The sequence below is a fragment of the Pseudomonas sp. FP818 genome (assembly GCF_030687335.1).
GTDB classification, from domain to species: Bacteria; Pseudomonadota; Gammaproteobacteria; order Pseudomonadales; family Pseudomonadaceae; genus Aquipseudomonas; species Aquipseudomonas shahriarae.
Genome location: NZ_CP117427.1, coordinates 912,461 through 937,642, shown reverse-complemented (window position 1 = coordinate 937,642; position 25,182 = coordinate 912,461). Strand labels below are relative to the sequence as shown.

Genomic DNA, 25,182 nt, shown 5'->3' with positions numbered 1-25,182 from the left:
ACTCAACTATTTTTTCAGTCCCTCAACAGCCGTTGTGACGGGGCCGCCTCAGGACCTGGGACTCCAAGGTAACCAACGCCGCGTTTCAGGGGGCTCGCGTGCGGATTGCCAATCCGTCATCCCGTGTGGAGCTGGCAAAATTGTAATGCGCATGCCACCTCGGCGTTATCCGCTGTTTGCAACTATGAGCCGGGCTCCCCTTATCAGGGACAGCTCTCCAATAAGAACGCCCCAGGCGACTAAAAAGCTCATAGCTGCCAACACCGAGGAGCGATACATGCGTACTAACCGCACACTTTCCCTTTCCATCATTGCGGCACTGGCCAGCGCTGCACCGCTGGCGGGCATGGCCGCAGGAGATAAACCCGAGGGTTTTATCGAAGGCAGTACGTTGAACGTGCTGGCACGCAACTTTTACTTCAACCGCGATGACCGCAAAGGCCAGTCCAGCCAGACCGGCAACGGCTACTCAGAGGCGTGGGCCCAGGGCCTGATCGGCAAGTTCGAGTCCGGGTTCACCCAAGGCACTGTAGGGTTTGGCCTGGATGCCTTTGCGATGTATGGCTTGAAGCTCGACTCCGGCACCGGGCGCAGCGGCGGCCGGGGTTCCTTCGACATGTTGCCGGTGGACAGCGACAATCGCCCTGAAGACGACTACAGCAAACTCGGCGGTGCCGTAAAAATGCGCCTGTTGGATACGGTGGTCAAAGTCGGCGATGTCTTTCCACAAACCCCGGTGGTGCATTACGGCGACTCACGCCTGCTGCCGGAAAGCTTTCGCGGCGTGACCCTGGAAAACACCAGCCTGGAAGGCTTGACCCTGCAGGGCGGACGCTTGCACGCCATGAGCCAGCCGAACAGCAGCAGTATGCGTGACGGCTTCGCGACGTTTTATGCCGGCAACCTCAACTCGCCCTGGGTCGGTTACTTCGGTGGCGACTATCAGTTGAACCCGCACCTGAGCCTCAGCCTCTACAGCAGCCGCTTGAAAGACGCCTGGGACCAGTACTACTTCGGCACCGCCGCCAGCTATCCGCTGACGGAAGAAGTCTCGCTGTTTGGCGGTTTCAACTACTACAACACCCAGGACGAGGGTAAAAAACTGCTGGGCGAACTCAACAACAACATCTGGAGTGCCAAGCTCGGGGTCAAGGTCGGCGCCCATCGCCTGGCCCTGTCGCACCAGCGCAACAACGGCAACAATGACTTCGACTACCTGCGCCAGTCGGACTCGATCTTCCTCGACAACTCGATCCAGTACAGCGATTTCAACTCGCCGAAGGAGCGCTCGTGGGCGCTGCGCTACGACCTGGATATGCAGCCCTTCGGCATTCCCGGCCTGTCGTTCATGACCCGTTATGGCAAAGGCACCGGCGCCGATTACAGCAACGCCAACGCGGTATATATGCGCCGTGATGCCGCGGGCGACCCGCTGACTGACCAGCGCCGCTGGGAGCGCGACATCGAGGCCAAATATGTATTTCAGGGCGGCAGTTTGAAAGACCTGTCCCTGCGCATTCGCCAGGCCACGGTGCGCTCCAGTGCCTTTGAATCAGACCTGGAAGAGTTCCGGCTGATCATGGAGTACCCGCTGGCCATCCTCTGATAGGCCCCAACGGCAAGTGCTTACATTCACTTGCCGTTGACTAGCACTTCTTCACAATTGGCAGTCTGTCAGAACTGTAATATGCGCCTCACGTTCTCGTTAAGTTGCACTTCATATACTGCCCGCATCGACCGGCCGAGTAGCTTTGGGCAACTAACGGCACGGGTCTTTTGCGGAGAAGGTTGATGAAGGTACTGCATAGTTTATTCACCGGTTTGCTCATTGCGGCCTCCACCGCAGCGCTGGCCGACGATGGCGGCGAGCGCTCCCGCCAGTTGCTGGCTGAGTTTCGCCAGCAACAGCAACAGATCCATGGCACCCAAGTGCTAACCCAGCAAACACCCGCGCCCTCGACCTGAGCGGCGCACTCCGAGCACATTCATCTCTTGAAGCTTTTTTTGTGGAGCTCCTTTGGAAGGAGATGAATTTTTAGCGCCCTCACGGGCGCTTTTTTTTGCCTGCCCAGTGGAGTCAAAGCCCCGCCCCCAGCGACCAATCGTCGCACCTGTGCCCAAACAGCAGGATTGCGCGGGATGCGCCTTGACCCTGAAGTAGCTTCAAGGCTCAGAATTTTCCTACTTTTGGGACTACAGCCCTTATCTCGCGTAGCTCCCGTCGCCTTTCCGCTTACCAGTATGAGGTCAATCTGCATGCGTATCCTTGTGGTTGAGGACGAGCCAAAAACTGCCGACTACTTGCATCAAGGCTTGAGTGAAAGTGGTTATGTCGTCGATTGTGCCGCCAGCGGCATCGACGGCCTGCACCTGGCCGAGCAACACCGCTACGAACTGGTGATCCTTGACGTCAACCTGCCCGGCAAGGACGGCTGGCAGGTGCTGGAACAACTGCGCCGCAACAACACCTTGCGGGTGATGATGCTCACCGCCCGTGGCCGGCTGGCCGACAAGATCAAGGGCCTGGACATGGGCGCCGATGATTACCTGGTCAAACCCTTCGAGTTTCCCGAGTTGCTGGCCAGGGTGCGTTCATTGCTGCGACGCAGCGAGCCGATTGCGCTGCCGGAAGTATTCCGCGTCTCGGACCTGGAGCTGGACCCACGTCGCCACCGAGCGTACCGGGGCACGCGGCGCATCGACCTGACCACCAAGGAGTTCACGCTGTTGCAGGTTTTGATGCGCCAGAGCGGCGAGGTCCTGACGCGCACGCAGATCATTTCCCTGGTGTGGGACATGAACTTCGACTGCGACACCAACGTGGTGGAGGTGTCGATCAGCCGGCTACGGGCCAAGATCGACGACCAGAGCGAGGTCAAGTTGATCCATACCATTCGTGGCGTGGGCTATGTGTTGGAAGCACGCCAATGAGACCTGGCAGTTTATCCATGCGCCTGGGGCTCACCGTCAGCCTGATGGGCGCCGGCCTGGTGCTGTTGCTGGCGACCCTGGCGTACCTGGCCCTCACCCACGAGCTGGAAAACCTCGCGCGCAAGGGCCTGGAAAGCAAGATGGAGCAGATCCAGCACAGCCTGCTGCAGGATCTCAACACCCGCGACATCAGGGCCCGGCCCCATTCGCTGCTGGACCTGGTGATGGGCCACGACAATTTCTACCTGACCATCATCGGCCCGTCGCCCGCCAATACGGTGCTGCTGAGCGTCGGCGCCAAACCCCAGGAACCCTTGCTGCTCGACTTTGCCGCCAGGCCGACCCTGGGCTTTTTCAACTGGACCGATGGGCGCGGCAACCAGATCCTCAGCGCGTCGAGCCTGATGCCCCTGCACACCGGGGAGAAGGTGCGGGTGCTGCTGTCCCTGGACCGCTCCGACGACCAGGCGCTGCTCAGTGCCTATCTGCAATCCACGGTTATCGCCCTGCCGCTGTTGCTGATCCTGATCGGCATGGGCGCCTGGTGGCTGGTGCAGCGCGGGCTGGCACCGTTGCAGCAATTCAGCCGCGTCGCCGGCAAAGTCACCACCCAGGACCTGAGCCATCGCCTGGCCGTCGAGAATCTGCCCCGGGAACTCAGCGAACTGGCGCGGGGCATCAATGTGATGCTCGACCGGCTGGATGCCGGTGTGCAGCAGTTGTCGCAATTCTCCGACGACCTGGCCCACGAACTGCGTGCGCCCCTGACCAACCTGATGGGCAAGGCCCAGGTGACACTGTCCCGCGCCCGGGCGCCCGACGAGTACAAATCGGCGCTGGAGTCCAGCACCGAAGAGCTGGACCGCTTAGCGCGGATCGTCGCCGACATGCTGTTTCTCGCCCAGGTCAGCCATCCGGCGGCGCGGGTGTCGTTTACCACGGTGAACCTGCGGGATGAAGCGCTGCGGGTCATGGACCTGTTTGCCTTGAGCGCCGAAGACAAAGGGTTGCGCCTGAACCTGGCCGGCGACGCCTGGGTCCTGGGGGATCGGCTGATGATCCAGCGGGCCATTTCCAACCTGCTGTCCAATGCGATCCGCCACAGCCCGCACGGCTCTGGCATTGCATTGCAGATCGACAGCCACGACCAGCGCGTCTCACTCACCGTGAGCAACCCTGGCGCAGGCATTGAAGCGCAACACCTGCCCCACCTGTTCGAACGTTTCTACCGCGCCGACAACAGCCGCGCCCGCAGCGAGGGCGGCACCGGGCTGGGCCTGGCGATTGTGCGTTCGATCATCAGCCTGCACCAGGGCCAGGCCGAGGCCACCAGCGTGCTGGGTGGCGTGACCTCGTTCCGACTGATATTCCCCGTCCTGTCTGCCGCCCCAAAAGCCCCGTAGCAACCCTCTTAGTGGTCCGGCCCCCTGCTGAACATGCTTGCCATGGCCAGCTGGGGGGTTGTTGTGGTGAGGGAGCTTGCCCCACTCCCCCAAGGTCACTGGGGCTCCTGCTCCTCATCGCGACGATGGGCCCAGTGGTAGAGCGCAGGCAGTACCAGCAACGTCAGCAGCGTCGAAGAAATAATCCCGCCAATCACCACCGTCGCCAGTGGCCGTTGCACTTCAGCGCCGGTGCCGGTGGCCAGGGCCATGGGGATAAACCCGAGGGACGCGACCAGCGCGGTCATCAACACCGGGCGCAAACGGGTCAGTGCCCCCTCGTTGATCGCCACCGTCAGCGAACGCCCTTCCTCGCGCAGGTTGCGGATAAACGCGATCATCACCAGGCCATTGAGCACTGCCACCCCCGACAGCGCGATAAACCCCACCCCGGCGGAAATCGACAACGGAATATCGCGCAACCACAGCGCCATGATCCCACCGGTCAGGGCGAAGGGAATCCCGGTGAACACCAGCAACCCATCCTTGAGGTTGTTGAACATCATGAACAACAAGCCGAACACCAGCAGCAATGCCACCGGCACCACCACCTGCAGGCGCTCTGACGCCTCCTTGAGTTGCTCGAACTGGCCGCCCCAGGTGGTCCAGTAGCCGGCGGGGATTTTCACCTGTGTCGCCAACGCGTTTTCCGCCTCGGCAACAAAGGAGCCGATATCCCGCCCCCGCACGTTGGCGCTGACGATCACCAGGCGCTTGCCGTTTTCGCGGCTGATCTGGTTCGGGCCCAGCACCAGGTCCAGGCTGGCCACTTGCGACAAGGCGATAAAGCCCAATTGCCCCGTGGTATTGCCGGCCAGCGCCGGGATCGGGATCAACAGCCGCGACAAGCCCTCGATATCGGTACGCAGGGTTTCCGACAAGCGCACGACCATGTCAAAGCGTCGGTCGCCTTCGTACATCGTGCCGGCCTGGCGCCCACCCACGGCCACCGCGATGGTGTCTTGCACATCGCCCACGTTCAGGCCAAAGCGCGCGGCCTTGTCGCGGTCGATGTTGATGGTCAGCACCGGCAGGCCGGAGGTCTGTTCCACTTTCACTTCCGAGGCACCATCGAGCTTCTGCAAGGTTTCGGCAATCTCCCCGGCAGTCTTGTTCAGCACCGCCATATCATCGCCAAACACCTTCACCGCCACATCGCTGCGCACCCCGGAAATCAACTCGTTGAACCGCAGCTGGATCGGTTGCGACAACTCGTACTGGCTGCCCGGCACAATCGCACTGGCGCGCTGGATATCGGCGATCAGGGCTTCGCGGGATTTTTTCGGATCCGGCCACTGGTCCTTGGGTTTGAGCATCAGATAGGCGTCGGAAATATTCGGCGGCATCGGGTCGGAGGCAATTTCTGCGGTGCCGGTACGGGCAAATACCCGCTGGATTTCCGGCACCTGTTCCATCAAGGTTTTTTCCAGTTGCTGTTGCATCTGCACCGACTGCGTGAGGCTAGTGCCCGGCACGCGCAAGGCTTGCTGGGCGAAGTCACCTTCGCTGAGGCTGGGGATAAACTCGCTGCCCATGCGGCTGGCCACGGCGCCGGAGAGCACGATGGTCAACAGTGCCAGGCCAAACGCCCACGTACGGTGCGCCATCACCCAATCCAGCACCGGCGCATAACCCCGGCGCGCGTTGCGCATCACCCAGTTTTCGTCTTCCTTGACCTTGCCGGTGACGAACAGCGCAATCGCCGCGGGGACAAACGTCACCGACAGAATCATCGCGCCCAGCAAGGCCATGACCACGGTGAACGCCATGGGGTGGAACATTTTCCCGGCCACGCCCGTCAAGGCGAAGATCGGCAGGTACACCACCATGATGATCAATTGCCCAAAGATCAGCGCACGGCGCGCTTCCTTGGCGGCGGCGAACACTTCGTGCAGGCGTTCGCTGCGGGTCAGCAGGCGGCCGTGGCGTTGCTGCGCATGGGCCAGGCGGCGGATCGCATTCTCGACGATCACCACCGCACCATCGACGATAATCCCGAAGTCCAGCGCGCCCAGGCTCATCAGATTGGCGCTGACCTTGTTGGTGAACATCCCGGTAAACGTGAACAGCATGGCCAGCGGAATCACCATCGCGGTGATCAACGCCGCGCGGATATTGCCGAGGAACAAGAACAGAACCACGATCACCAGCAGCGCACCTTCGAAGAGGTTTTTCTTCACGGTGGCGATGGCTTTTTCCACCAGGTTGGTGCGGTCGTAAACCGTGACCGCGACCACGCCTTCGGGCAGTGAACGGTTGATCTCTTCGAGCTTTTTCGCCACGGCCTGGGACACGGTGCGGCTGTTTTCGCCGATCAACATAAAGACCGTGCCGAGCACCACTTCACGGCCATTTTCGGTGGCCGCACCGGTACGCAGCTCACGGCCGATATCGACCTGGGCCACATTGCGCACGCGGATCGGCGTGCCGTCCACGGTGTTGATCACGATATTGGCGATGTCGTCGATGGACGCCACCTGCCCCGGCGCGCGAATCAGCAACTGCTCGCCGCTGCGCTCGATATACCCGGCGCCAACGTTGGCGTTGTTGCGCTCCAGCGCCGTCACCAGATCACTCAAGGTCAGGTTGTAGGCCGCCAGGCGCTTGGGGTCCGGGGCGATCTGGTATTCCTTGGCAAAGCCGCCGATGGTATTGATCTCGGCCACGCCGGGCACGTTGCGCAACTGTGGCTTGATGATCCAGTCCTGGATCACCCGCAGGTCCGTCGGGGTGTAGGCCGAGCCGTCTTCCTTGCGCGCGCCGTCTTCAGCCTCCACGGTCCACAGGAATATTTCCCCGAGCCCCGTGGAAATCGGCCCCATCGCCGTTTCAATGCCGTCCGGCAGTTGCTCGCGGGCCACTTGCAGCCGCTCATTCACCAGTTGCCGGGCGAAGAACAGATCAGTGCCGTCCTTGAAGATCACCGTGACCTGGGACAGCCCCGAGCGCGACAGTGAACGAGTCTGCTGCAAGCCCGGCAGGCCGGCCATGGCGGTTTCGATGGGAAAGGTGATGCGCTGCTCGGTTTCCAGCGGCGAAAAACCGGCCGCCGCCGAGTTGATCTGCACCTGGACGTTGGTGATGTCCGGCACCGCGTCGATCGGCAGTTTCTGGTAGCTGGCGATGCCGACACCGGCCATCAGCAACACGGCCAGCAGCACGATGATGCGCTGCTCGATGGCAAATTGAATCAGACGTTCAAACATGGGCAATCACTCGCAGGATCAATGGGCGTGCTCGGCCGAAGCCTTGCCCAGCTCGGACTTGAGGACGAAGCTGCCAACGGCCGCCACCTGGGCGCCGGCCTCCAGGCCCTGGCGCACTTCGACGAAGCCGTTTTCACTGACCCCCAGCTCGACGTGGCGGGTGGCGAAGCCTTCGGCGGTGCGCACAAACAGCGACGGTTTGTCTTCCACGGTCTGGATCGCCTCCACCGGCACGGTGACCGGCGCCGAGTAGGTATCCGTGGCCACCTGCACCGCCACGAACAACCCGGGGCGCCACGAGTCGTCGGGGTTGGGTACGTTGACCCGGACCATTGCGGTGCGGGTCTGCTCGCCCAGCAAGTTGCCGACATAGGCCACGGTGCCCATCACATCGGTGCCCATTTCCGTGGAACTGACCTTCACCGGCCGGCCCACCTGGACCTTGTTCAAGTCCTTGGGAAACACCCCAAACGTAACCCACACCTGGGACAGGTCCGACAGGGTGAAGGCAGCGCTGGTCTCACTCACCACTTCGCCGACACCCAGGTGTTTTTCCACCACCACCCCGGCAAACGGCGCACGCAACTCGTAGCGATTGCCGCCGACCAGAACCGCGCTGCCGCTCAAGGCATTCATCTTTTGCCGCGCATTGTTCAGGGCGATCTCGGCTTCTTGCAGGGTCTGGCGGGCCAGCAGGTAATCCTGTTCGGCAGAGATTTTGTCCTGCCATAACTGGCGCTCACGCTGGAAGGTGGTGCGGGCCAGCTCGACCCGGCGTTCGCTGGCGGCCAACTCACTGCGCTGATCGGAAATCTGCTGGCTGGCGATCACCGCCAATAGCTCGCCCTGCTTGACCTTCTGACCAAGGTTGACCCTGACCGACTCCACCACACCCGCTGCACGGGGCACGATATGCGAGGTGCGGTCTTCATCGAATCGCACCTCGCCCGGCAACGACAGCACGCTGCTGATTTGCCGGGGTTGGGCCTTGGCCAGTTGAATGCCGGCGGCCTGGATCTGCTGCTCATTGAGCACCAGCACACCCTCTTCCTCTTCTTCCTCCGGTGCTTCGACGTGCGCTACCGGTGCCTGAGGCGCCACACTGGTGGCCGGCCAAAACACTATCGCCCCGAGGGCGACGGCCACTGCAACGGCCAAAGCCAGGCCTTGTAGTTTGTTCATGGGGAACTCCTGAAAGATCAAATGCGGGCGAGGTCGCCGTAAATCCGTTCGATGCGCACCCAGGCATCGGTGGCCTGGGCGAGTGCGGCGAGGTATTGGGTGCGGGCGGCGATCAAGGTGCGCTGGGCGTCGAGTACCTCGAGGAAGTTGAACTTGCCCATCTCAAAACCACGGGTGGCGCTGTCCACCGCGCTTTGGGCGGCGGGCAGGATCACTTGGTTGAACGCGCGCACTTCACTGTTGGCCGTCGCCCACAGGTCCAGGGCCTGGCGGGTTTCGGTGCGCAGGCGCAGCTCGGTGGCGTTGCGCAAGTCCCGAGCCTGATCGGCACGACGGCTGGCGGCCAGTACATTGCCCTGGTTGCGATTGAACAGCGGGATCGGCATCGATACGCCCACCAGGTTCACCCGCTCACGCACGCTGGCGTCGTACTGGCTGCCGATGGACACGTCGAGGTCGGGAATCCGCTGGGCCTTTTCCAGGCCCAGGCCGGCTTCCCGTTGCTGGATTTGCAGCTCCGCCAGGCGCAGCTCGGCGGTGCTCTCCAGGCGCGCCAACAGTTGGGTGGCCGAAGGCAACGCCGGGGTGCTCAGGGCCCCTGACTCGACACGCTCAAAGCCGATGTTGGCGCTGCCGGTGATGGCGGCCAGGCGGCGATAGGCATCACTCACACCAATCTCGGCGCGGCTGCGCTCCAGGCGGATTTCCGAGAGCTGTACCTGGGCGCGGGTAGCTTCGACCGGCGACGCCTTGCCCGCCGTGACCCGGCCATTGGCAATCACCAGGCCGCGCTCGGCCAGCGCCATCGAGCGTTGGGCCAGCTCCAGGCGTTCCTGGGCCCGCAGCGCACCATAAAAGCCCTCGATGACCTCGGCCCGCAGCAGGTTGCGCCGCTGCTCCAGTTCCTGGGCGGCCGCATCTTGTGCACGCGAGGCCACGTCGATGCGTGCCCCGCGCTTGCCACCCAACTCCAGGGTCTGGCTCAGCTTGACGGTGGTGGTGCGCGTGCTGCGGCGGGTGTCTTCGGCGTCCCAGGAGGCCACCGGGTTGGGGATCAGCCCGGCCTGTTGCCGCCCACCCTGGGCAATCTCGATTTCCCATTGGGCTGCGGCCAGGTCCGGGTTGCCGGCAAACGCACTTTGCAGGGCCGATTCAAGGGTCAGGGTCTGGGCGCTTGCCACTTGGGACAGCGCCAAGACCCCCACTACAGAGCACACAATTGTTCTTAAAAACGTTGGCATAACAAGCGTTCCACACCCATGAGTTGGCGGACAAATCCAAGCAGGGGCAATGTAGCTTTCGCTCCTTATCAGAGGGGTGGCCGGAACATTACAAATCCGTTAGCAAAGGCTCTGTTCCGGGCTTTTGCTTTAATCTGCGCGCAACTATGCAGATCCTTTCTCCTGCCCCGAGGCACGCTCTACATGCGAATCCTGGTTATCGAAGATGAACTGAAAACGGCGGAGTACTTGCTTCAGGGACTGAGCGAAAGTGGCTATGTGGTCGACTGCGCGGCCAGCGGCGCCGACGGTGTGCACCTGGCGCGGCAATACGCCTATGACCTGGTGATCCTGGATGTGAACCTACCGCTGATGGACGGCTGGGAGGTGTTGCAACGCATCCGCCAGAGCAGCAACACACGCATCATGATGCTCACCGCCCAAGGGCGCCTGGCCGACAAAATCAAAGGCCTGGAGCTGGGTGCCGACGACTATCTGGTCAAGCCTTTCGAGTTTCCCGAACTGCTGGCCCGGGTCCGCAGCCTGATGCGCCGCAGCATCGAGAGCGCAGTGCCGGACGTGCTGCGGGTGGCCGATCTGGAACTGGACCAGGGTCGCCACCGGGCCTTTCGCGGCAGCCAGCGGATCGACCTGACCACCAAGGAGTTTGCCTTGCTGCACCTGCTGATGCGCCAGAGCGGCGTGGTGCTGTCCCGCACGCAAATCATCTCGTTTGTGTGGGACATGAACTTCGATTGCGACACCAATGTGGTCGAGGTTTCGATCCGCCGCCTGCGCGCAAAGATCGACGACCCGTTCGAGCGCAAGTTGATCCATACCTTGCGCGGGGTGGGCTACGTGCTGGAAGACCGCGAATAGCGGTCAGTGCGTGAGGGCTTCCTGATGAAAGCCCGCGCCTTCGATCTGAATGGTGACGTGGGAAATTTCGAATTGCTCATGCAGCAATTCCGTCACCTGGGCGAGGACCTGTTGCTCGCTGCCCTGCGCCGGGTCCACCACCAGATGGGTGCTCAGCACGTTCTTGCCGCTGGTCAGGGCCCAGATGTGCAAGTCATGCACCTCCCTGACCCCAGGCACCGCGTGAATGGCCTGCTCTACCGCGTCGATATCAATGCCGTCCGGCACACCTTGCAGCAGCACGTTCATGCTGGCCTTGAGCAGTGTCCAGGTTCGCGGCACCACCCAAAAACCAATCGCGGCGGCCACCACCGAGTCGACCCAGCCCCACCCGGTGAACATGATCAGCACGGCGGCAATGATCACCCCGATAGAGCCGAGCATATCGCTCCAGACCTCCAGGTAGGCGCCCTTGACGTTCAGGCTCTCGCCACTGGCCGCGCTGAGCAGGCGCATGGAAATCAGGTTGACGATCAGGCCGAGCACGGCAATCACCAGCATGCCGGTGGACTGGATTTCGGCCGGTGCCTGCAGGCGCAGGTAAGCCTCATAGAGGATGTAGAACGCCACCCCGAACAGCAGCAATGCGTTGAACGCGGCGGCGAGGATTTCGAAGCGCGCATAGCCAAAGGTGCGCTTGCGGTCCGCAGCGCGCTTGGCCACCTGGATGGCCACCAGGGAAATGGCCAGGGCCAGGGCGTCGGTCATCATATGGGCGGCGTCGGACAACAGCGCCAGGCTGCCGGTGACAAAGGCGCCGATCACTTCGGCAATCATGAAACTGCCGGTCAGGCCCAGGGCCATCCATAACTTGCGTTCATGACCGGCGCGTACGGTGGCGTGGCTGTGTCCTGCGCTCATGGCATGTCCTCGTGGGGGGATGTGCGCTGATCATAGAGCGATAAGGGGAAACCTTTGGTATGGATTTCACAATTGTCATAACGCTGCCAGCGGGGTGTTAACCACATAGGGGAGTTGGCTTGCCTGCGATAGCAGTACACCCTGACCCACCGCCATCGCGGGCAAGCCCTAATGCCAGTCAGTTAAGCGCAGATCCCCTGTGGGAGCGGGCTTGCTCGCGAAAGCAGTGGGTCAGTCAACATCAATGTTGGCTGGGCCGACGCCTTCGCGGCGATGCGGCGATCCGACAAGCCCGCTCCCACATTTGATCTTCACTGCCTTGAGCATTGCGTTCGCTTAACTGATCGGCATTCGGGCAAGCCCGTTCCCACAGGGGGAATGCGGCGGCTTTAAAAAACCGGGCGCCGGCTAAACCGCAATGCGCTGGCCACGCCCACCGCGCCCATCACCACACAGTAGAAAACGCAGATCCACGGGCTGGTGGGCATCAAGGCGATCAGCATCAACGGCGTGGTACTCGCCCACAGCGCGTAGGCAATGTTGTAGGTAAAGGAAATCCCCGACACGCGCACCGGTGCCGGAAACAGGCTGACCATCACCGAGGGCACCGCACCCACCACCCCGCAACTCAACCCCGCAATTGCGTAGGCCGCGCCCAGCCACACGCCGCCGGCAATCAGGCTGGCATATAGCACGGCAATGCCCACCGGCAACAGCAGGCTGTAGACCAGCACCGCGCGCCAGGCGCCGATGCGATCCACCAACAGGCCGGCCAGCACACAACCGATGTTCAGGAAAACGATGCCCAATGCACTCAGGGCGAAGGTGTGGCTGGGGCTCATGCCGAAGGTTTTCTGCATCATGGTCGGCGTGATCACCACCAGCACCACCACCGCTGAGGTGAGCACACAGGTCAGCAACATGGCCGGCAGCAATGCCTGGCGGTGGTCACGCAACACCGTGCGCAGCGGTAGTTCGGCGTCGGCCTGGCGGCGCGCCTGCATGGCCAGGAACACCGGGGTTTCACTCAGCCAACGCCGAAGCCACACGCCGATCACGCCAAACACACCGCCCAGCAGGAACGGAAAGCGCCAGGCGTAATCGAGGATCTGTTCAGGGGTGAACATCTGCGCCAGCAATGTCGCGGTCAAGGCCCCCAGCAGGTAACCGAAGGTCAGCCCGGCCTGCAGGAACCCCCAAGGCATACCCGCGATGGCCGGCGGGCGCGTGCTCGGCGACAAACACCCAGGCGCTGGGCACTTCACCGCCCACTGCCGCGCCCTGCAGGACGCGCAGCGCCAGCAAAATCAGGGGGGCGAAATAGCCGATTTGCGCGTAGGTCGGCATGATCCCGATCAGCAGGCATGGCAAGGCCATCATCAGGATACTCAGGCTGAACACGCGCTTGCGCCCCAAGTGATCGGCAAAGTGCGCCATCAGGATCCCGCCCAGTGGCCGCGCCAGATAGCCGGTGACAAAAATCCCGAAGCTCTGCAACAGGCGCAGCCATTCGGGCATTTCCGGGGGGAAGAACAGTTGGCTCAGGGTCAGGGCGAAAAATACGAAAATGATGAAGTCGTAGATTTCCAGGGCACCGCCCAGGGCAGCCAGCCCCCAGGGTTTTGTAGTCGGAGCGGGAAAAACGCTGCGCCTGTGGATAAGCGGTGGCAGTCATGAAGAGGCTCGGCAGACAAACAAAATGGCGTGCAGGTTATGAGCTGAACCGGATCCTGGCAATCGCCGCCGATATATTCGTTTTACTCATTGATCCATGAAAATAACAACATTCCCAAATAAATAGCCGTGGGCCAAGATGCAGCGATACCTTGCCAACACCCCGACGCTTGCATAATAACTACAAGAGGTACTCCCACATGGCCGACCCTATCGAAGATAGCCGTTATGCCCGCTTTGCCCTGCGCTGCTCCAATTTTGCCGAACGCTGGTTTCCCGACTCCTGGGTGTTTGCCGCCCTGGCGGTGATCATTGTCACCGTGGCGGTTCTGGGCATGGGCGCTGCGCCCACCGACGCTGCCAAGGCCTTTGGTGATGGTTTCTGGAGCCTGATCCCGTTCACCATGCAGATGGCCTTTGTGGTGATTGGCGGCTATGTGGTGGCCAGTTCGCCGCCCGCCGTAAAGCTGATTGATCGCCTGGCACGCATCCCGAAAAACGGCCGCTCGGCCGTGGCGTGGGTGGCGCTGATCTCGATGGTCGCGTCGCTGCTCAACTGGGGCCTGTCCCTGGTGTTCGGCGGGTTGCTGGTGCGGGCCCTGGCCCGGCGCACGGATTTGCGCATGGACTATCGCGCCGCTGGCGCGGCGGCTTACCTGGGCCTGGGCGCCGTGTGGGCGCTGGGGTTGTCGTCATCGGCCGCGCAATTGCAGGCCAACCCGGCCAGCTTGCCGCCGTCGATCCTGGCGATCACCGGGACCATCCCCTTCACCGACACGATCTTTTTGTGGCAATCGGGGGTGCTGTTGCTGGCACTGATCGTGGTGTCGCTGATCATCGCCTACGTCACCGCACCGGGGCCCAACTCGGCCCGTGATGCCAAGGCCTGTGGCGTGGACCCGGCGTTCAACCTGCCCAAGCTACAACCGCCAACCCGCCCGGGGGAATGGCTGGAGCACAGCCCGCTGCTGACCATCCTCCTGGCACTGCTGGCCGCCGGCTGGCTGTTCCACGAGTTTTCGACCAAGCCTGCGATCAGCGCGATCTCGGGGCTCAACACCTATAACTTCCTGTTCCTGATGGTCGGCGCCCTGCTGCACTGGCGCCCGCGCAGTTTCCTCGACGCAGTGGCGCGCGCGGTGCCCACCACCACCGGGGTGTTGATCCAGTTCCCACTGTACGGCTCCATCGCGGCGTTGATTACCGTGGTCAAGGGCGGCGACGGCCAGACCCTGGCCCACCATATCTCGATCCTCTTCACTTCCATCGCCTCCCACGACACCTACGCGCTGCTGATGGGCGTGTACTCGGCGGTACTGGGGTTCTTTATTCCGTCGGGCGGTGGCAAGTGGATCATCGAGGCGCCCTATGTGATGCAGGTGGCCAATGACCTGCAATACCACCTGGGCTGGGCCGTGCAGATCTACAACGCCGCCGAGGCCCTGCCGAACCTGATCAACCCGTTCTATATGCTGCCATTGCTGGGGGTACTGGGGCTGAAGGCGCGGGACTTGATCGGCTTCTCGTTTGTGCAGCTGCTGGTGCACACGCCGCTGGTGTTGTTCCTGCTGTGGGCGCTGGGGACGACGTTGAAGTACATGCCGCCGGTAATGCCTTAATCATTGGACGCCGCACCCGTCGTTGTGACGGGTGCATCCAGGTCGACATTGAGCGCCGTTGTTCCCTCTGAATATTTCAGGAAGGGAACCACGCGTAAATGACGGGCCACCTAACAGTGTCTTTTAGTAGCACCAGACACTCTTCAACTTAACTAAGAGACCACAACTAATTATTTAGAGTTACAACTGGAGTCATACCGATGAATATCGCACCTACCGCTACTACGCCCACACCTCAAAACAGTGCTGAGACTGGCAATACCCAAGATGTCAACCCACAGCAAAATCCCGCGTTGAAAAAATTCAGACAATTCAAACCGGCATTCGGCCAGCCGGCGGGAAGAATAGTATTTGCAGAATCAAACCCTAACAAAAACCTTTTCAAGCCTGTTGCAGCGTTTAAAGGCTGATTCCTTTATAGAGGCTGTGATCCCCCTCAAGCCCTGGAGCTTCAAAGCCTGCATTGAATACTTACAAGTAACGCGACGACCTCAAACCTAGTTGCACATTCATGGGCAACCACAGCAACGTGCTGCACTTCACGATATAGCGAGGCGGCCAGGCCCTGCAAAAAAACTGCATTTTCCGAGGCATTTTCCCGGTCAGCCGCTACTGTGTGAAGGTGGGCATTCATCCCGCGCAGACGGGCATTAGCTGACAAGGAAACATGCATGTTTAAACTGACCAGGCTGTCCTTCACCTTTGTCGCACTTGCTGTGAGCACGGTCGTACAAGCCGACGTCGAACTTGATCTGGGCACGGCACAACGGGTCACGCAATTGTTCGCCTACCCCAACAATTGCAGCGTGATCTGCTTTCGGCCGCTGACCCTGGAACAGACCGTCGAACACTATCTGACCCAGAGCCTGCAGCGCGATGGCTACAGCCGGGCCAGGGTCAGTGTGAAGACCGAACAGGGTCAGGTCCGCGCGCGCTTTACCGGGGTGCCCGATGGCTATGGGCAGCCCTTGACCGCGTTGCTGAACACCGCCGACCTGGCTTACGAGGGCGCCTGGCTTACGAGGGCGCCAGCCGGCTCAACCGCGATGGATGGCAAGTGGCAATTTAGCTGGTACCTGTTCCTGCCGCTGGGCATGGCCCTGGAAAACCGCAAGAGCATCGAGTTGATGCACTTCCCGCCGGATTACTCCCTGACCCACTACCAGGACTATCTGGAATCAGCCACCACCGACCGTTGGGCCACGCTACTGAGCGCCAACGGTATACCGGCGACCCAGACCCCGGAATACCAGACCATCATTGATATCGCGCCCATTGCCGCCCCCTCCACGGCGGGCAAGGATCTGGAGGGGGTCTACAGCTACTTCAGCGAGTATCAGACCCGGGTTGTCCGGGAACTGAGCCTGCACCCCACTGGCCCGCTGCCCATGGTCGCTTTCGGTGCACCCGTGCGCAGTTGGATCCAGCAACACTACGGGCAAACCCTCGGGGTACTGGGCCTGACGCAAATCAGCCCGGCCGAAGGCAGTAAAGTCGCAGTGCTGGGGGCCAATCACCCCAGTTACATCTGGTACGCCGCCAACCCGGACAGCTACGACGGCGACGAACAGAAAGCCGACGAGGCCGGCTTGAAAGTCATGGGCCAGGACTTGAGCGCGGCCTGCTGGCAAGCCGGGATGGGGCAAAAGCCTGCCAGCGACCCCAATGTGTTGCTCAAGGGCTGCATGAACACCTGGCAGGTGACGCGCAAGGAGCAGACCTGCGAATTGTTCTACACCTCGGTGCGCGAATTGTCCGCCGAGCAGGCCAAGGAAAAATGCACCAGCGCCTCGATCAAGCCCCAGCTCAAGCGCCTGAAAAGCCCTCTGCCAGAAGCTTCTGTCGCGGCGCCGGCGCTGTAGGCTCCTGCCCTTATCGCCAGTGTCTTACGCAAAAAAGCCGATACCTACTGTCAGATTTGACAGTAGATATCGGCTTTTTTTTGCGCAAACCTTGAGCGGTGCCCATTTGCTGCAAGACTGGCAGTCATAGCAACACCAGGAGGTCGATGCAGCCCGACAAGGAATGCTATGAAAACCCAGATCATGGAAGAGGCGCCCGCTGCGGCCAGTGACTGTCTGTACCCCTTCGCAGCACTGTTGGCGAAAAAAGGTTACCCCTCGCGTCAAAACTTTGAGGTGGTACACACCCGCAATGGGCGCGGAACCGGGATCAAGGCCAAAGTGGCCTTCGACAGCCGTGTGCGAATCGCCAAAATTTCCGGGCACGCCCTGGGTGAACGGCGCTTGCACACGCTGCAGGTGTCTTCACGCATCCACTTGTACGACCCGTGGTTCAGCGGCCTGCTCCTGCATTCGTGCGATCCGAATGTGTTCCTCGACATCAGCGAGCTGGAGCTATGGTCGATCCAGGCCATCCGCCCTGGCACGCTGCTGACCATGGATTACGCCACCACCGAGGATGTGCTGTACCGGCAGTTCCCGTGCCGTTGCGGCGCGGGGAACTGCCGGGGCTGGATCACCGGCATGAAAGAGCCGCTTAACCGGGAAGGCCAACTGTTTATGGAACAGTGGCGCCAGCGCAAACGCTCTTAAAGGGCCTCCACCGGACGCAGGCGGTACTGCGGCGGCAGTTGCTCGAAGCCGGTGATGGTGGCGTTGAGGCTTTTCCAGCGGCCGTCCTTGATCCCGTAGATGCACCCGTGGATCGATAGGCTCTGCCCGCGATGCCAGGCGTTCTGCACGATGCTGGTGTGACCGACATTGGCGACTTGCTGGATGACATTGAGTTCACACAGGCGATCGACCCGTTCTTCTTCGGTAGGTAACTGGGCCAGTACTTCGCGGTTCTCGTAGTACAGGTCGCGGATCGACCGCAACCAACCGTCGATCAGGCCGAACTGGCGGTCCTGCATCGAGGCGCGCACGCCGCCGCAGCCATAGTGGCCAGTGACCAGGATATGTTTGACCTTGAGCACATCCACAGCGTACTGGATCACCGACAGGCAGTTGAGGTCGGTGTGCAGCACCACATTGGCCACGTTACGGTGCACAAACAGGTCGCCGGGCAACATGCCGACGATCTCGTTGGCCGGCACCCGGGCGTCCGAACAGCCGATCCACAGGTATTCCGGGGTCTGCTGGCGGGCGAGCTTGGCGAAGAATTCGGGATCTTCCTGTTTGATCGCATCCGCCCAGCGTTCGTTGTTATCAAGCAGGTCTTGTAGTTCGTTCATCAGGGAAAGCCTCAGGAATGATGCGCAGCTTTGACAGACGACCGCCCGTCCGGGTCACGCCGTCTATAAAGATAGCCGGTCGGTAATGACTTGAATCTTGGGGCGCCCTGCCTGTCCACACACTATAAGCCCCACAGTATGAGGATTGACCATGACTGAATCACGACGTCCGTACGGCGCTACGCAGCCCGAACCGATTGATGACAACGAAGATCGCATGGGCTCGATGCGGGAGCTGGATTTTGACGAGGAGACGCCGACGGCGGAAATCGGCGATGAGATCCCCCGTGCCGAGCGCGAGCAGCTGATGCCCGACGAACGGGTACGCGAGGCTGGGATGACTGGGGCGTCGACGGCGGATCATGAGTCCACGGATGATGATATGAGCCCCGAAACGCTGATTCAGGAAGACGGCGCGCGCGATGCCCTGGAAGAAGGTGAAGACGAACCGGCCGATTGGGACCTGAGCATCGTCGATGAAGATGAGATTGGCGGCGGTAATGGGTTGGATGAGGCAGAGCTGGCGGACATTGATCCGGTCGACGGTAACCGCTGATACAGCGCCAGACTTATGGTGAAGCATGGCGGTGTGGGAGCTGGCTTGCCTGCGATAGCGGCGCTGGATTCACCACCGCTATCGCAGGCAAGCCAGCTCCCACACAAGACTGCTCCCACCCGGGATCGTGTGTGTTAGTCGACCAGGGTGCAGGCCATGACAACTGCGTCTTCGCGGCCACCGACGGCCGGGTAGTAGTCGCGACGACGGCCAATTTCATTGAACCCGTAGCGCTCATACAGGCGGAAAGCCCCGGTATTGCTGTCGCGCACTTCCAGGAAGCACTCCCGTGCATGGGCGGCATACGCCCGCGACATCAGATGCTCCAGCAAGGCCAGGCCCAGGCCACGCCCTTGGTTTTCCGGCTTGACGGTGATGTTCAGCAAATGCGCTTCATCGAGGATGATCTGCACCACGCCGTGGCCCACTTGTTGCTCGCCTTCGAACATCAACCAGATCTGGTACTTGCCCAGCCCATCGAGAAAGATGCCCCGGGTCCAGGGGTGGCTGAACGCCGCGTATTCGATTTTCAGCACGGCGTCGAGGTCAGCCTCGGTCATCGGGCGGAAGGATAAAGCCTCACTCATCGGTTGTTTTCCAGCGCGCCATCAGCCGGCGCATGGCTTGCCAGACATCAGCCTTACGCTGTGGCTCTTCCATTAATAATTCCAGGCCCGGCAAGGCCCAGACCGAGCCCAGGCCTTCGACCTGCAGTTCGCGGTACCAGGCCTCGGCGTCGGCTTCGCCGGCAAACCGCACGGCCGGCAGGCCGATCACCCACAGGCACACGCAGGGTTCGTCTTCCAGGCGGGCCGAGACAAAACCTTGCACAAAATCACGCGCGGCGTCCGGGCCCTGGTCCATATTGCCGCGCACCAGCAGCGGCCAGCGCACGGGCTCGCCGACGATCTGCGGGCTGTCGGGCAGGCCGGCGGCGCGCAGCATGTCCTTGAGCAGCAGGTAGGCCGGGTCACGCGTCTGGAAGCGCTCGCCGGTCGGCAACTCGACCAGCAACAGGCAACGCCCGGCCCGCAGCAACTGCAGGGCAAAACGCGGTGGCGGCACGACCGGGGCCTTGGCCACCGGGGCCGGGGCATCGTCGGCCACGGCAGCGGGCTTGGGCGCGGTCGAGGGGCGTGGTACTTCGATCTTGACCCGCTCCGACGGCCGCACAGGCACCTCGGCCACGGGTTTGACCAGCGCAACCGGCGCCGCCGCTTCCTCACCCGAGGCGTCGAACGGCTCGAAGGCTTCCAGCGCCTGCAGCAGTTCGGGCCGCGACGGCGCGGCAAAGGGCAATTCGGTGCGCGGCAGCCAGTTGACCACCTGCATGGCAGTCAAGTAAGCGCGACGTCGGGACTCGATAAGCAAGGCTCGGCCACTTGTGGATAACTAAAGAGCGCAGATTCTACCGCCCTTCGACGATGATCGCCCACCGTTGATGACTTTCTCTGCATTGCTGACCGCCCATCGCGAACGCGCCCTGACCGGCTGTGGATAAATCCCGCGCCTGATGCAGTACAATCGCTGCTTTTAATTCGCCAACCAGCCGGCCATTCCGATGATCGAACCCAAGCGCGTCTTGCGCGCCCTCGCCGAACACTGGGCCCTGCTTGAGCCACTGTGCGAACACTTCGACCAAGGCACCCTGAGCCTTGGCGAGTTGCGCGCGCAACTGGCCGCCCAACAACTGGACAGCACGCCACAGGACATCACCAACCTGCTGGACGTGTGGATTCGCCTGGATATCCTGGTGCCTGTCGCCAAGAGCCCGAACCGTTTCGAGCTCAACGCGCAGATCCATGACTTCCTGGCCTATCTTCGCAAGGAGCACCGGCTAGGCCTGTGCCTGGAAATCGAAGCCTACCTGCGCCACCTCGAGCGCCTGGCCGGTTATATCCAGGACGCCTTCGACATCCGCGACGGCCACGACCTGGCCCGCCAACTGCGGCTGCTGGACATGCGCGTGCGCGACGTGCTGAAAAAACTCGCCAATGACGAACAGGCCCTCGCTGCCGTGGCCGACCGGGCCAAGACCAGCGACCGGCAGATCCCGTTGCGCCAGCGTTATGCCGAGGTCCTGGCGACCTGGGACGAGTACGTCGAGCCGATGATCCAACTGGTGAACGCCGACGGTGCCTTCGAGCAAGGCGTGCGCAAGGTAGAGAACGTGCTGTTGCGCATGCTCACCGAGCAGCAACGCCTGGGCCACCTGGTGGACGACGACATGTTGCTGCGCACCCACGCGCGCATCCTCGAAATGCAGACCAGCGCCCAGTTGACCTTGCGCCATGCCCGGGAACTGCTGCTGCCGCTGCGCGAAGAAGCGCGCCGGCACAACGCCGTGACCCGTGGCGCAGCGCTGGCCCTGTCGGCGATCCGGCGCAAGGGCCTGGACGCGGTGCCGCAAGCGGCGATGCCGATGTTTACCCGGCCACAGAGCACCTTCCTCGGCAGCGCCAGCCAGGTGGAAGCCTATGTGTATGCCCTGGCGAATTTCGAACCCAAGCCGGCGCGCTTCCCCAAGGCCCACAAATCCCACAAGGGCGAAGCCCAGCGTGCGCCGCGCACGGTCAAGGAGATGCTCGAGCGCTGCGAAGACGCACTGCCGATGCCCGACCTGATGACCTGGCTGCTGGAACAGGAACCGGACGGGGCCACCGACGAGTTGCTGTACTGGTTCTCGCGTTTGTCGCGGGAGAAGCGTTTCAAGCGCGAGCGCCTGGAACGCCGGGATTACCATACTCACGAGCACCAGGTCAGCCTGCGCTCATTCGCCCTGCTCCCGGCCAGCACCGACTTAGCCGAGAATTCTGCGAGCACACCTTATGCATCTTGATCTATCCGAACTGTCCCAGCTGGCGCCGATCTTTCGCGAGCTGTTCAAGGGTTACCACGTCAGCCGCCGCGACCCGGAGCTGTACGCGCAACTGTCGAACTTCCAGGACCAGTACCGCACGCTGTTCAAGGCCCTGGGCTTTGAGTTGGTGTGCGATACCCGGGGTTTCTACTACTTCGTACCCGACTCGGCCATCGCCAGCGCGCAGGTGAACAAGACTGCGCAACGCCTGGCGCTGTTCACTTTCATCATTGTCGAGCACCTGGCCGATCAGGGCCGCGACCCGATTGCCGTGCTCGACGGCGGCAGCCTGGGCCGCGATGAACTGCCCTCCTTGCTGGAGAAGTACCGCGACCTGTTTATCCAGGCCGAAGTGCAGACCCAGGAAGAACTGGAAGAAAAAATCATGCGCCGCATGACCCAGCTCGGGTTTGCCAGTGAAGACAACGGCGTCTATCGCTTCCTGCCGCCGATGCACCGCTTCCTTGATGTGTGCCTGTCGGTCCAGGCCGACCGCGACCTGGCAGCCAGCGTGCACAGCGTGCTGCCGTTGCCAGCGCCGGTGATCATCGACGAAGACAACGATGAAAAACTGCTGCAGACCGATGACCCGCTGGACTTGAGCGAATTTGAAAGCGAAGAAGATGCCCTCGCCCGCGCCATTGCCGAAGAACAGGAGACCGATGCATGAGCAAGGAACGCTACGGCATTCGCCGCTTCGCCCTATTGAATACCGCCGGCTACAGCCTGGGCCTGTTCCCGCTGGAAGAGCCGCTGTCGGTGTATGGCGCGAACAACCTCGGTAAGTCGGCGTCGATCAACGCCTTGCAGTTCCCGATCCTGGCGCGCATGTCGGACATGAGCTTCGGCAAGTACACCCTGGAACAGTCGCGGCGCTTCTACTTCGCCACCGACACCAGCTACATCCTCGTCGAAGTCTCGCTGCCCCACGGCCCGCACGTGATTGGCGTGGTCGGCCGCGGCCCGGGCGGTGGTTTCGGCCACCAGTTCTTTGCCTACGCCGGCAAGCTGGACCTGGCCCACTACCAGAAGAACGACACCTGCCTGCGCCAGAAAGAGCTGTTCACCAACCTTGAGCGCGAGGGCCTGAAGGCTTACGAGCTCAAGCCCGACGAACTGCGGCGCTTGCTGGTCGGCGGCCATACGTCGATCCCGCTGGACCTGACCCTGATTCCGCTGCGCTCCACCAGCGAGCAGAGCCTGAAAACCTTCCGTGCGCTGTTTATCAACCTGCTGCACATGCGCGAAATCACCGCGGCCAAGCTCAAGCAGCTGTTCCTCGATGCCTTCGAACACAGCCTGCGCTCCGGCAGCGTGGATTACATTGCCGCGTGCGAAGAAGCGTTCCGCGATGTACGACGCATGGAGCAGGACTACAACTCCCTGGTGGCCGCCGGCCCTCTGGTGGAGGCGCTGTCCAACGGCGTGAAGCAGCGGGAAATCCTGCGCGGCAAGTTGCATCGCCTGTCGCCATTGCTCGACTCACTGCTGGGCACCTGGTCGGACTACGCCAATGCACGCAAGGAAGAGCTGACGATCCAGGCCGAACACTACCGCAACGAGCAGGATGCGCTGCAGAACGATCAGCGCGGCGGCACCCAGGAGCTGATGCGCCTGGAGCGGGAAATCAGCGGCATTCAACGCTGGCTGGGCGAGTTGTCGGTGCTCAAGCATCGCTTTGCCCTGGTGGATGACGTCAAGGTCCTGGAGCAGCAACTGCTGGCGGCCAAGGATGCCCACGACGAACTGGCCGGCGCCCTGGCGCAATCGCGACAGTTCAGTGCCGAGGACCTGGACGAACGCCTGCGTGACCTGGAAAAACGCCTGAAGTCGGTCAAGCAGCAACTCGATCACGCCGACAACAACAGCTACGCCAAACTGCGGGAAGAATTCTCACAGCAGGACGTCGAGCGTCTGATGCGTCTGTTCAACAGTTCGTTGTTCAGCCTGCCGCTGGGCGAGCATGGCATCACCCTGGATGAAGACGGCCAGTGGGTCAAATCCCTGGAGCTGATCCTCGATGGCTTCACCGGCGAGCGCTTTGAAGTGCCGGGGCTGTCCATCGACATCTCGCACATCGAGCCACCGGCCTTGCAGGCCCTGGCGGACCGCGCGGCGTTGCGCGACCAGAAGGAGCGCCTGGAAAAAGAACTCAAGCAACTCAAGACCCAGCAGGCCGTGGCCTCGGACCGCGCGGCGAGCAAGACCCAGACCGAAGCCCTGTACCAGCAGGTACTTGATGCGCAGAAAGCCCTGGAAGACTTCCGCCGCGCCCAGACCCTGAGTGCCGAGGAAGACGAGAAACTGGAAAACCTGGCGCAGATGGAAGCGGCCCAGGATGAACTGAAGCGCTCCAGTGATGCGTTCACCGAACGCGTCCAGCAATTGTCGGCCAAGCTGCAACTGGTCGGCCGGCAGATCGGTGATATGGAAGCCAAGCAGCGCACCCTCGATGACGCCTTGCGCCGTCGCCAGCTGCTGCCGGCCGACTTGCCGTTCGGCACGCCGTTCATGGACCCGATCGACGATTCCATGGACAACCTGCTGCCGCTGCTCAACGACTATCAGGACAGCTGGCAGGGCTTGCAGCGCGCTGACGGGCAGATCGACGCGCTGTACGCCCAGGTGCGCCTCAAGGGCGTGGCCAAGTTCGACAGTGAAGACGATATGGAGCGTCGCCTGCACCTGTTGATCAATGCGTATGCGCACCGTACCGACGAAGCCCTGACCCTGGGCAAGGCACGCCGTGCAGCGGTGACGGATATCGCGCGGACCCTGCGCAATATCCGCAGCGACTACGACAGCCTTGAGCACCAGTTGGCCCTGTTCAACCGCGAGATCAACAAGCGCCAGGTATCCAACCTGCAAAGCTTCCGTATTGTGTTGGCGCCGAACAAGGAAGCGCTCAAGCATATCGACCAGATCATTCACAGTGCCGGTCAGTATGAGGAAGGCGAAACCCTCTCGGTGTTCGATCTCAGCCAAAGTGCCGAGCAGGACAACAAGAACGAAGAGGCCAAGGAATACCTGGCACGCCTGGTCGCCGCCAACCATAACCAGTTGGGGCTCAAGGACCTGTTCGAACTGGCGTTCGAGATCACCAAGGTCAATGGCCAGCCGATCATTCACACCGACATTGATGGCGCCGCGTCCAACGGCACCACCATGACCATCAAGGCGCTGACCAACATGTACTTGTTGCTGCACTTGATGGACCGCGACCAGGCCGGTCGCGTGCGCCTGCCGTACTACCTCGACGAAGCGGCGGATATCGACGAGAAGAACCAGGCAGCACTGCTGGAGACCAGCCTGCAGCTGGGCTTTGTGCCGATCCTGGCCAGTGTGAAGCCGCAGGTCTCCGCCCAGGTGGCGATCGACCTCGAAGGCGGCAGCGGGCCGAACGGGATCTACATTGATGAGGCGGACTGGAAGTACATTCGCCGGCATGATGCGGTGAAGGCGACGGTGAATGTGCAGGCGGATGAGCCGGAGTTGGATGAGGTCTGATCCGCGCTGT

General features: G+C 61.8%; 20 protein-coding genes and 1 pseudogene. 13 read left to right on the top strand and 8 right to left on the bottom strand.

What is annotated here, in order from left to right:
- Positions 1–277: 277 nt before the first annotated feature.
- From PSH80_RS04040 to PSH80_RS04025, 4 genes are all read left to right on the top strand, one after another.
- Positions 278–1,606: an OprD family porin gene (locus PSH80_RS04040; RefSeq protein ID WP_305419293.1), complete on the top strand. Its 1,329-nt coding sequence runs from the start codon at positions 278–280 to the stop codon at positions 1,604–1,606.
- A gap of 185 nt (positions 1,607–1,791) precedes the next feature.
- A complete protein-coding gene (locus tag PSH80_RS04035; RefSeq protein WP_162947689.1) occupies positions 1,792–1,965 on the top strand; it encodes a hypothetical protein in 174 nt (57 codons plus the stop codon).
- Positions 1,966–2,256: 291 nt separating this feature from the next.
- Positions 2,257–2,931, top strand: a complete 675-nt coding sequence (locus tag PSH80_RS04030) for a heavy metal response regulator transcription factor (RefSeq protein WP_057958269.1) — start codon at positions 2,257–2,259, stop codon at positions 2,929–2,931.
- Positions 2,928–4,334, top strand: a complete 1,407-nt coding sequence (locus PSH80_RS04025) for a heavy metal sensor histidine kinase (protein ID WP_200660717.1) — start codon at positions 2,928–2,930, stop codon at positions 4,332–4,334. The genes PSH80_RS04030 and PSH80_RS04025 overlap by 4 nt, the downstream gene beginning before the upstream one ends.
- Before the next feature lie 95 nt (positions 4,335–4,429).
- On the opposite strand, the gene PSH80_RS04020 is transcribed toward PSH80_RS04025, so the two are convergent.
- The 3 genes from PSH80_RS04020 to PSH80_RS04010 are packed head-to-tail and all read right to left on the bottom strand — an operon-like array spanning position 4,430 to position 10,002.
- Positions 4,430–7,579, bottom strand: coding sequence for a CusA/CzcA family heavy metal efflux RND transporter (locus PSH80_RS04020; protein ID WP_057958267.1), 3,150 nt, complete (start codon positions 7,577–7,579; stop codon positions 4,430–4,432).
- Between the two features lie 18 nt (positions 7,580–7,597).
- A complete protein-coding gene (locus PSH80_RS04015) occupies positions 7,598–8,761 on the bottom strand; it encodes an efflux RND transporter periplasmic adaptor subunit (protein WP_120731596.1) in 1,164 nt (387 codons plus the stop codon).
- Positions 8,762–8,778: 17 nt separating this feature from the next.
- Positions 8,779–10,002 (bottom strand): TolC family protein, encoded by a 1,224-nt coding sequence (locus PSH80_RS04010; RefSeq protein WP_057958265.1) that lies wholly within the window; start codon positions 10,000–10,002, stop codon positions 8,779–8,781.
- Positions 10,003–10,185: 183 nt separating this feature from the next.
- On the opposite strand from PSH80_RS04010, the gene PSH80_RS04005 reads away from it, so the two are divergent.
- Positions 10,186–10,860 (top strand): heavy metal response regulator transcription factor, encoded by a 675-nt coding sequence (locus PSH80_RS04005; protein ID WP_120731594.1) that lies wholly within the window; start codon positions 10,186–10,188, stop codon positions 10,858–10,860.
- Between the two features lie 3 nt (positions 10,861–10,863).
- Here PSH80_RS04005 and PSH80_RS04000 read toward each other — a convergent pair whose 3' ends face one another.
- Both PSH80_RS04000 and PSH80_RS03995 read right to left on the bottom strand, forming a co-directional pair.
- Positions 10,864–11,760: a cation diffusion facilitator family transporter gene (locus tag PSH80_RS04000; RefSeq protein ID WP_305419287.1), complete on the bottom strand. Its 897-nt coding sequence runs from the start codon at positions 11,758–11,760 to the stop codon at positions 10,864–10,866.
- 389 nt (positions 11,761–12,149) lie between these two features.
- Positions 12,150–13,435, bottom strand: a pseudogene (locus tag PSH80_RS03995) (MFS transporter).
- A 199-nt stretch (positions 13,436–13,634) separates the two neighbouring features.
- On the opposite strand from PSH80_RS03995, the gene PSH80_RS03990 reads away from it, so the two are divergent.
- The 4 genes from PSH80_RS03990 (at position 13,635) to PSH80_RS03975 (ending at position 17,608) form a co-directional block, all read left to right on the top strand.
- The gene (locus PSH80_RS03990; protein ID WP_057442063.1) at positions 13,635–15,053 is read left to right on the top strand and encodes a short-chain fatty acid transporter; all 1,419 of its coding nucleotides are present in this window, start codon (positions 13,635–13,637) and stop codon (positions 15,051–15,053) included.
- Between the two features lie 200 nt (positions 15,054–15,253).
- Entirely contained in the window at positions 15,254–15,463 is a 210-nt protein-coding gene (locus PSH80_RS03985; RefSeq protein ID WP_169990524.1) for a hypothetical protein, read from the top strand.
- Positions 15,464–15,724: 261 nt separating this feature from the next.
- Complete coding sequence (locus tag PSH80_RS03980; RefSeq protein ID WP_305419284.1) at positions 15,725–16,915, top strand: hypothetical protein; 1,191 nt, start codon at positions 15,725–15,727, stop codon at positions 16,913–16,915.
- Positions 16,916–17,083: 168 nt separating this feature from the next.
- Positions 17,084–17,608 (top strand): hypothetical protein, encoded by a 525-nt coding sequence (locus PSH80_RS03975; RefSeq protein ID WP_057958259.1) that lies wholly within the window; start codon positions 17,084–17,086, stop codon positions 17,606–17,608.
- Here PSH80_RS03975 and can read toward each other — a convergent pair.
- Complete coding sequence (can, locus tag PSH80_RS03970) at positions 17,605–18,249, bottom strand: carbonate dehydratase (RefSeq protein ID WP_057442066.1); 645 nt, start codon at positions 18,247–18,249, stop codon at positions 17,605–17,607. The two genes, PSH80_RS03975 and can, sit on opposite strands and share 4 nt — an antisense overlap.
- Before the next feature lie 151 nt (positions 18,250–18,400).
- Here can and PSH80_RS03965 point away from each other — a divergent pair, with 151 nt between their 5' ends.
- Entirely contained in the window at positions 18,401–18,805 is a 405-nt protein-coding gene (locus PSH80_RS03965) for a hypothetical protein (protein ID WP_057442067.1), read from the top strand.
- Positions 18,806–18,939: 134 nt separating this feature from the next.
- Here PSH80_RS03965 and rimI read toward each other — a convergent pair whose 3' ends face one another.
- Together rimI and PSH80_RS03955 are read right to left on the bottom strand one after the other, a co-directional pair.
- A complete protein-coding gene (gene rimI, locus PSH80_RS03960; RefSeq protein WP_057442068.1) occupies positions 18,940–19,392 on the bottom strand; it encodes a ribosomal protein S18-alanine N-acetyltransferase in 453 nt (150 codons plus the stop codon).
- Positions 19,385–20,137, bottom strand: coding sequence for an energy transducer TonB (locus PSH80_RS03955; protein WP_305420537.1), 753 nt, complete (start codon positions 20,135–20,137; stop codon positions 19,385–19,387). The genes rimI and PSH80_RS03955 overlap by 8 nt, the downstream gene beginning before the upstream one ends.
- 229 nt (positions 20,138–20,366) lie before the next feature.
- Between PSH80_RS03955 and mksB the strand changes: the two genes are divergently transcribed.
- From mksB to mksF, 3 genes are read left to right on the top strand one after another with little or no spacing between them, the layout of a single operon-like run.
- A complete protein-coding gene (gene mksB / locus PSH80_RS03950; protein WP_220172694.1) occupies positions 20,367–21,644 on the top strand; it encodes an Mks condensin complex protein MksB in 1,278 nt (425 codons plus the stop codon).
- On the top strand, positions 21,634–22,335 hold the full coding sequence (gene mksE / locus PSH80_RS03945; protein WP_305419278.1) for an Mks condensin complex protein MksE: 702 nt from the start codon (positions 21,634–21,636) through the stop codon (positions 22,333–22,335). The genes mksB and mksE overlap by 11 nt, the downstream gene beginning before the upstream one ends.
- Positions 22,332–25,172, top strand: a complete 2,841-nt coding sequence (mksF, locus tag PSH80_RS03940) for an Mks condensin complex protein MksF (protein WP_057958257.1) — start codon at positions 22,332–22,334, stop codon at positions 25,170–25,172. Before mksE ends, mksF begins: the two co-directional genes overlap by 4 nt.
- Positions 25,173–25,182 lie beyond the last annotated feature (10 nt).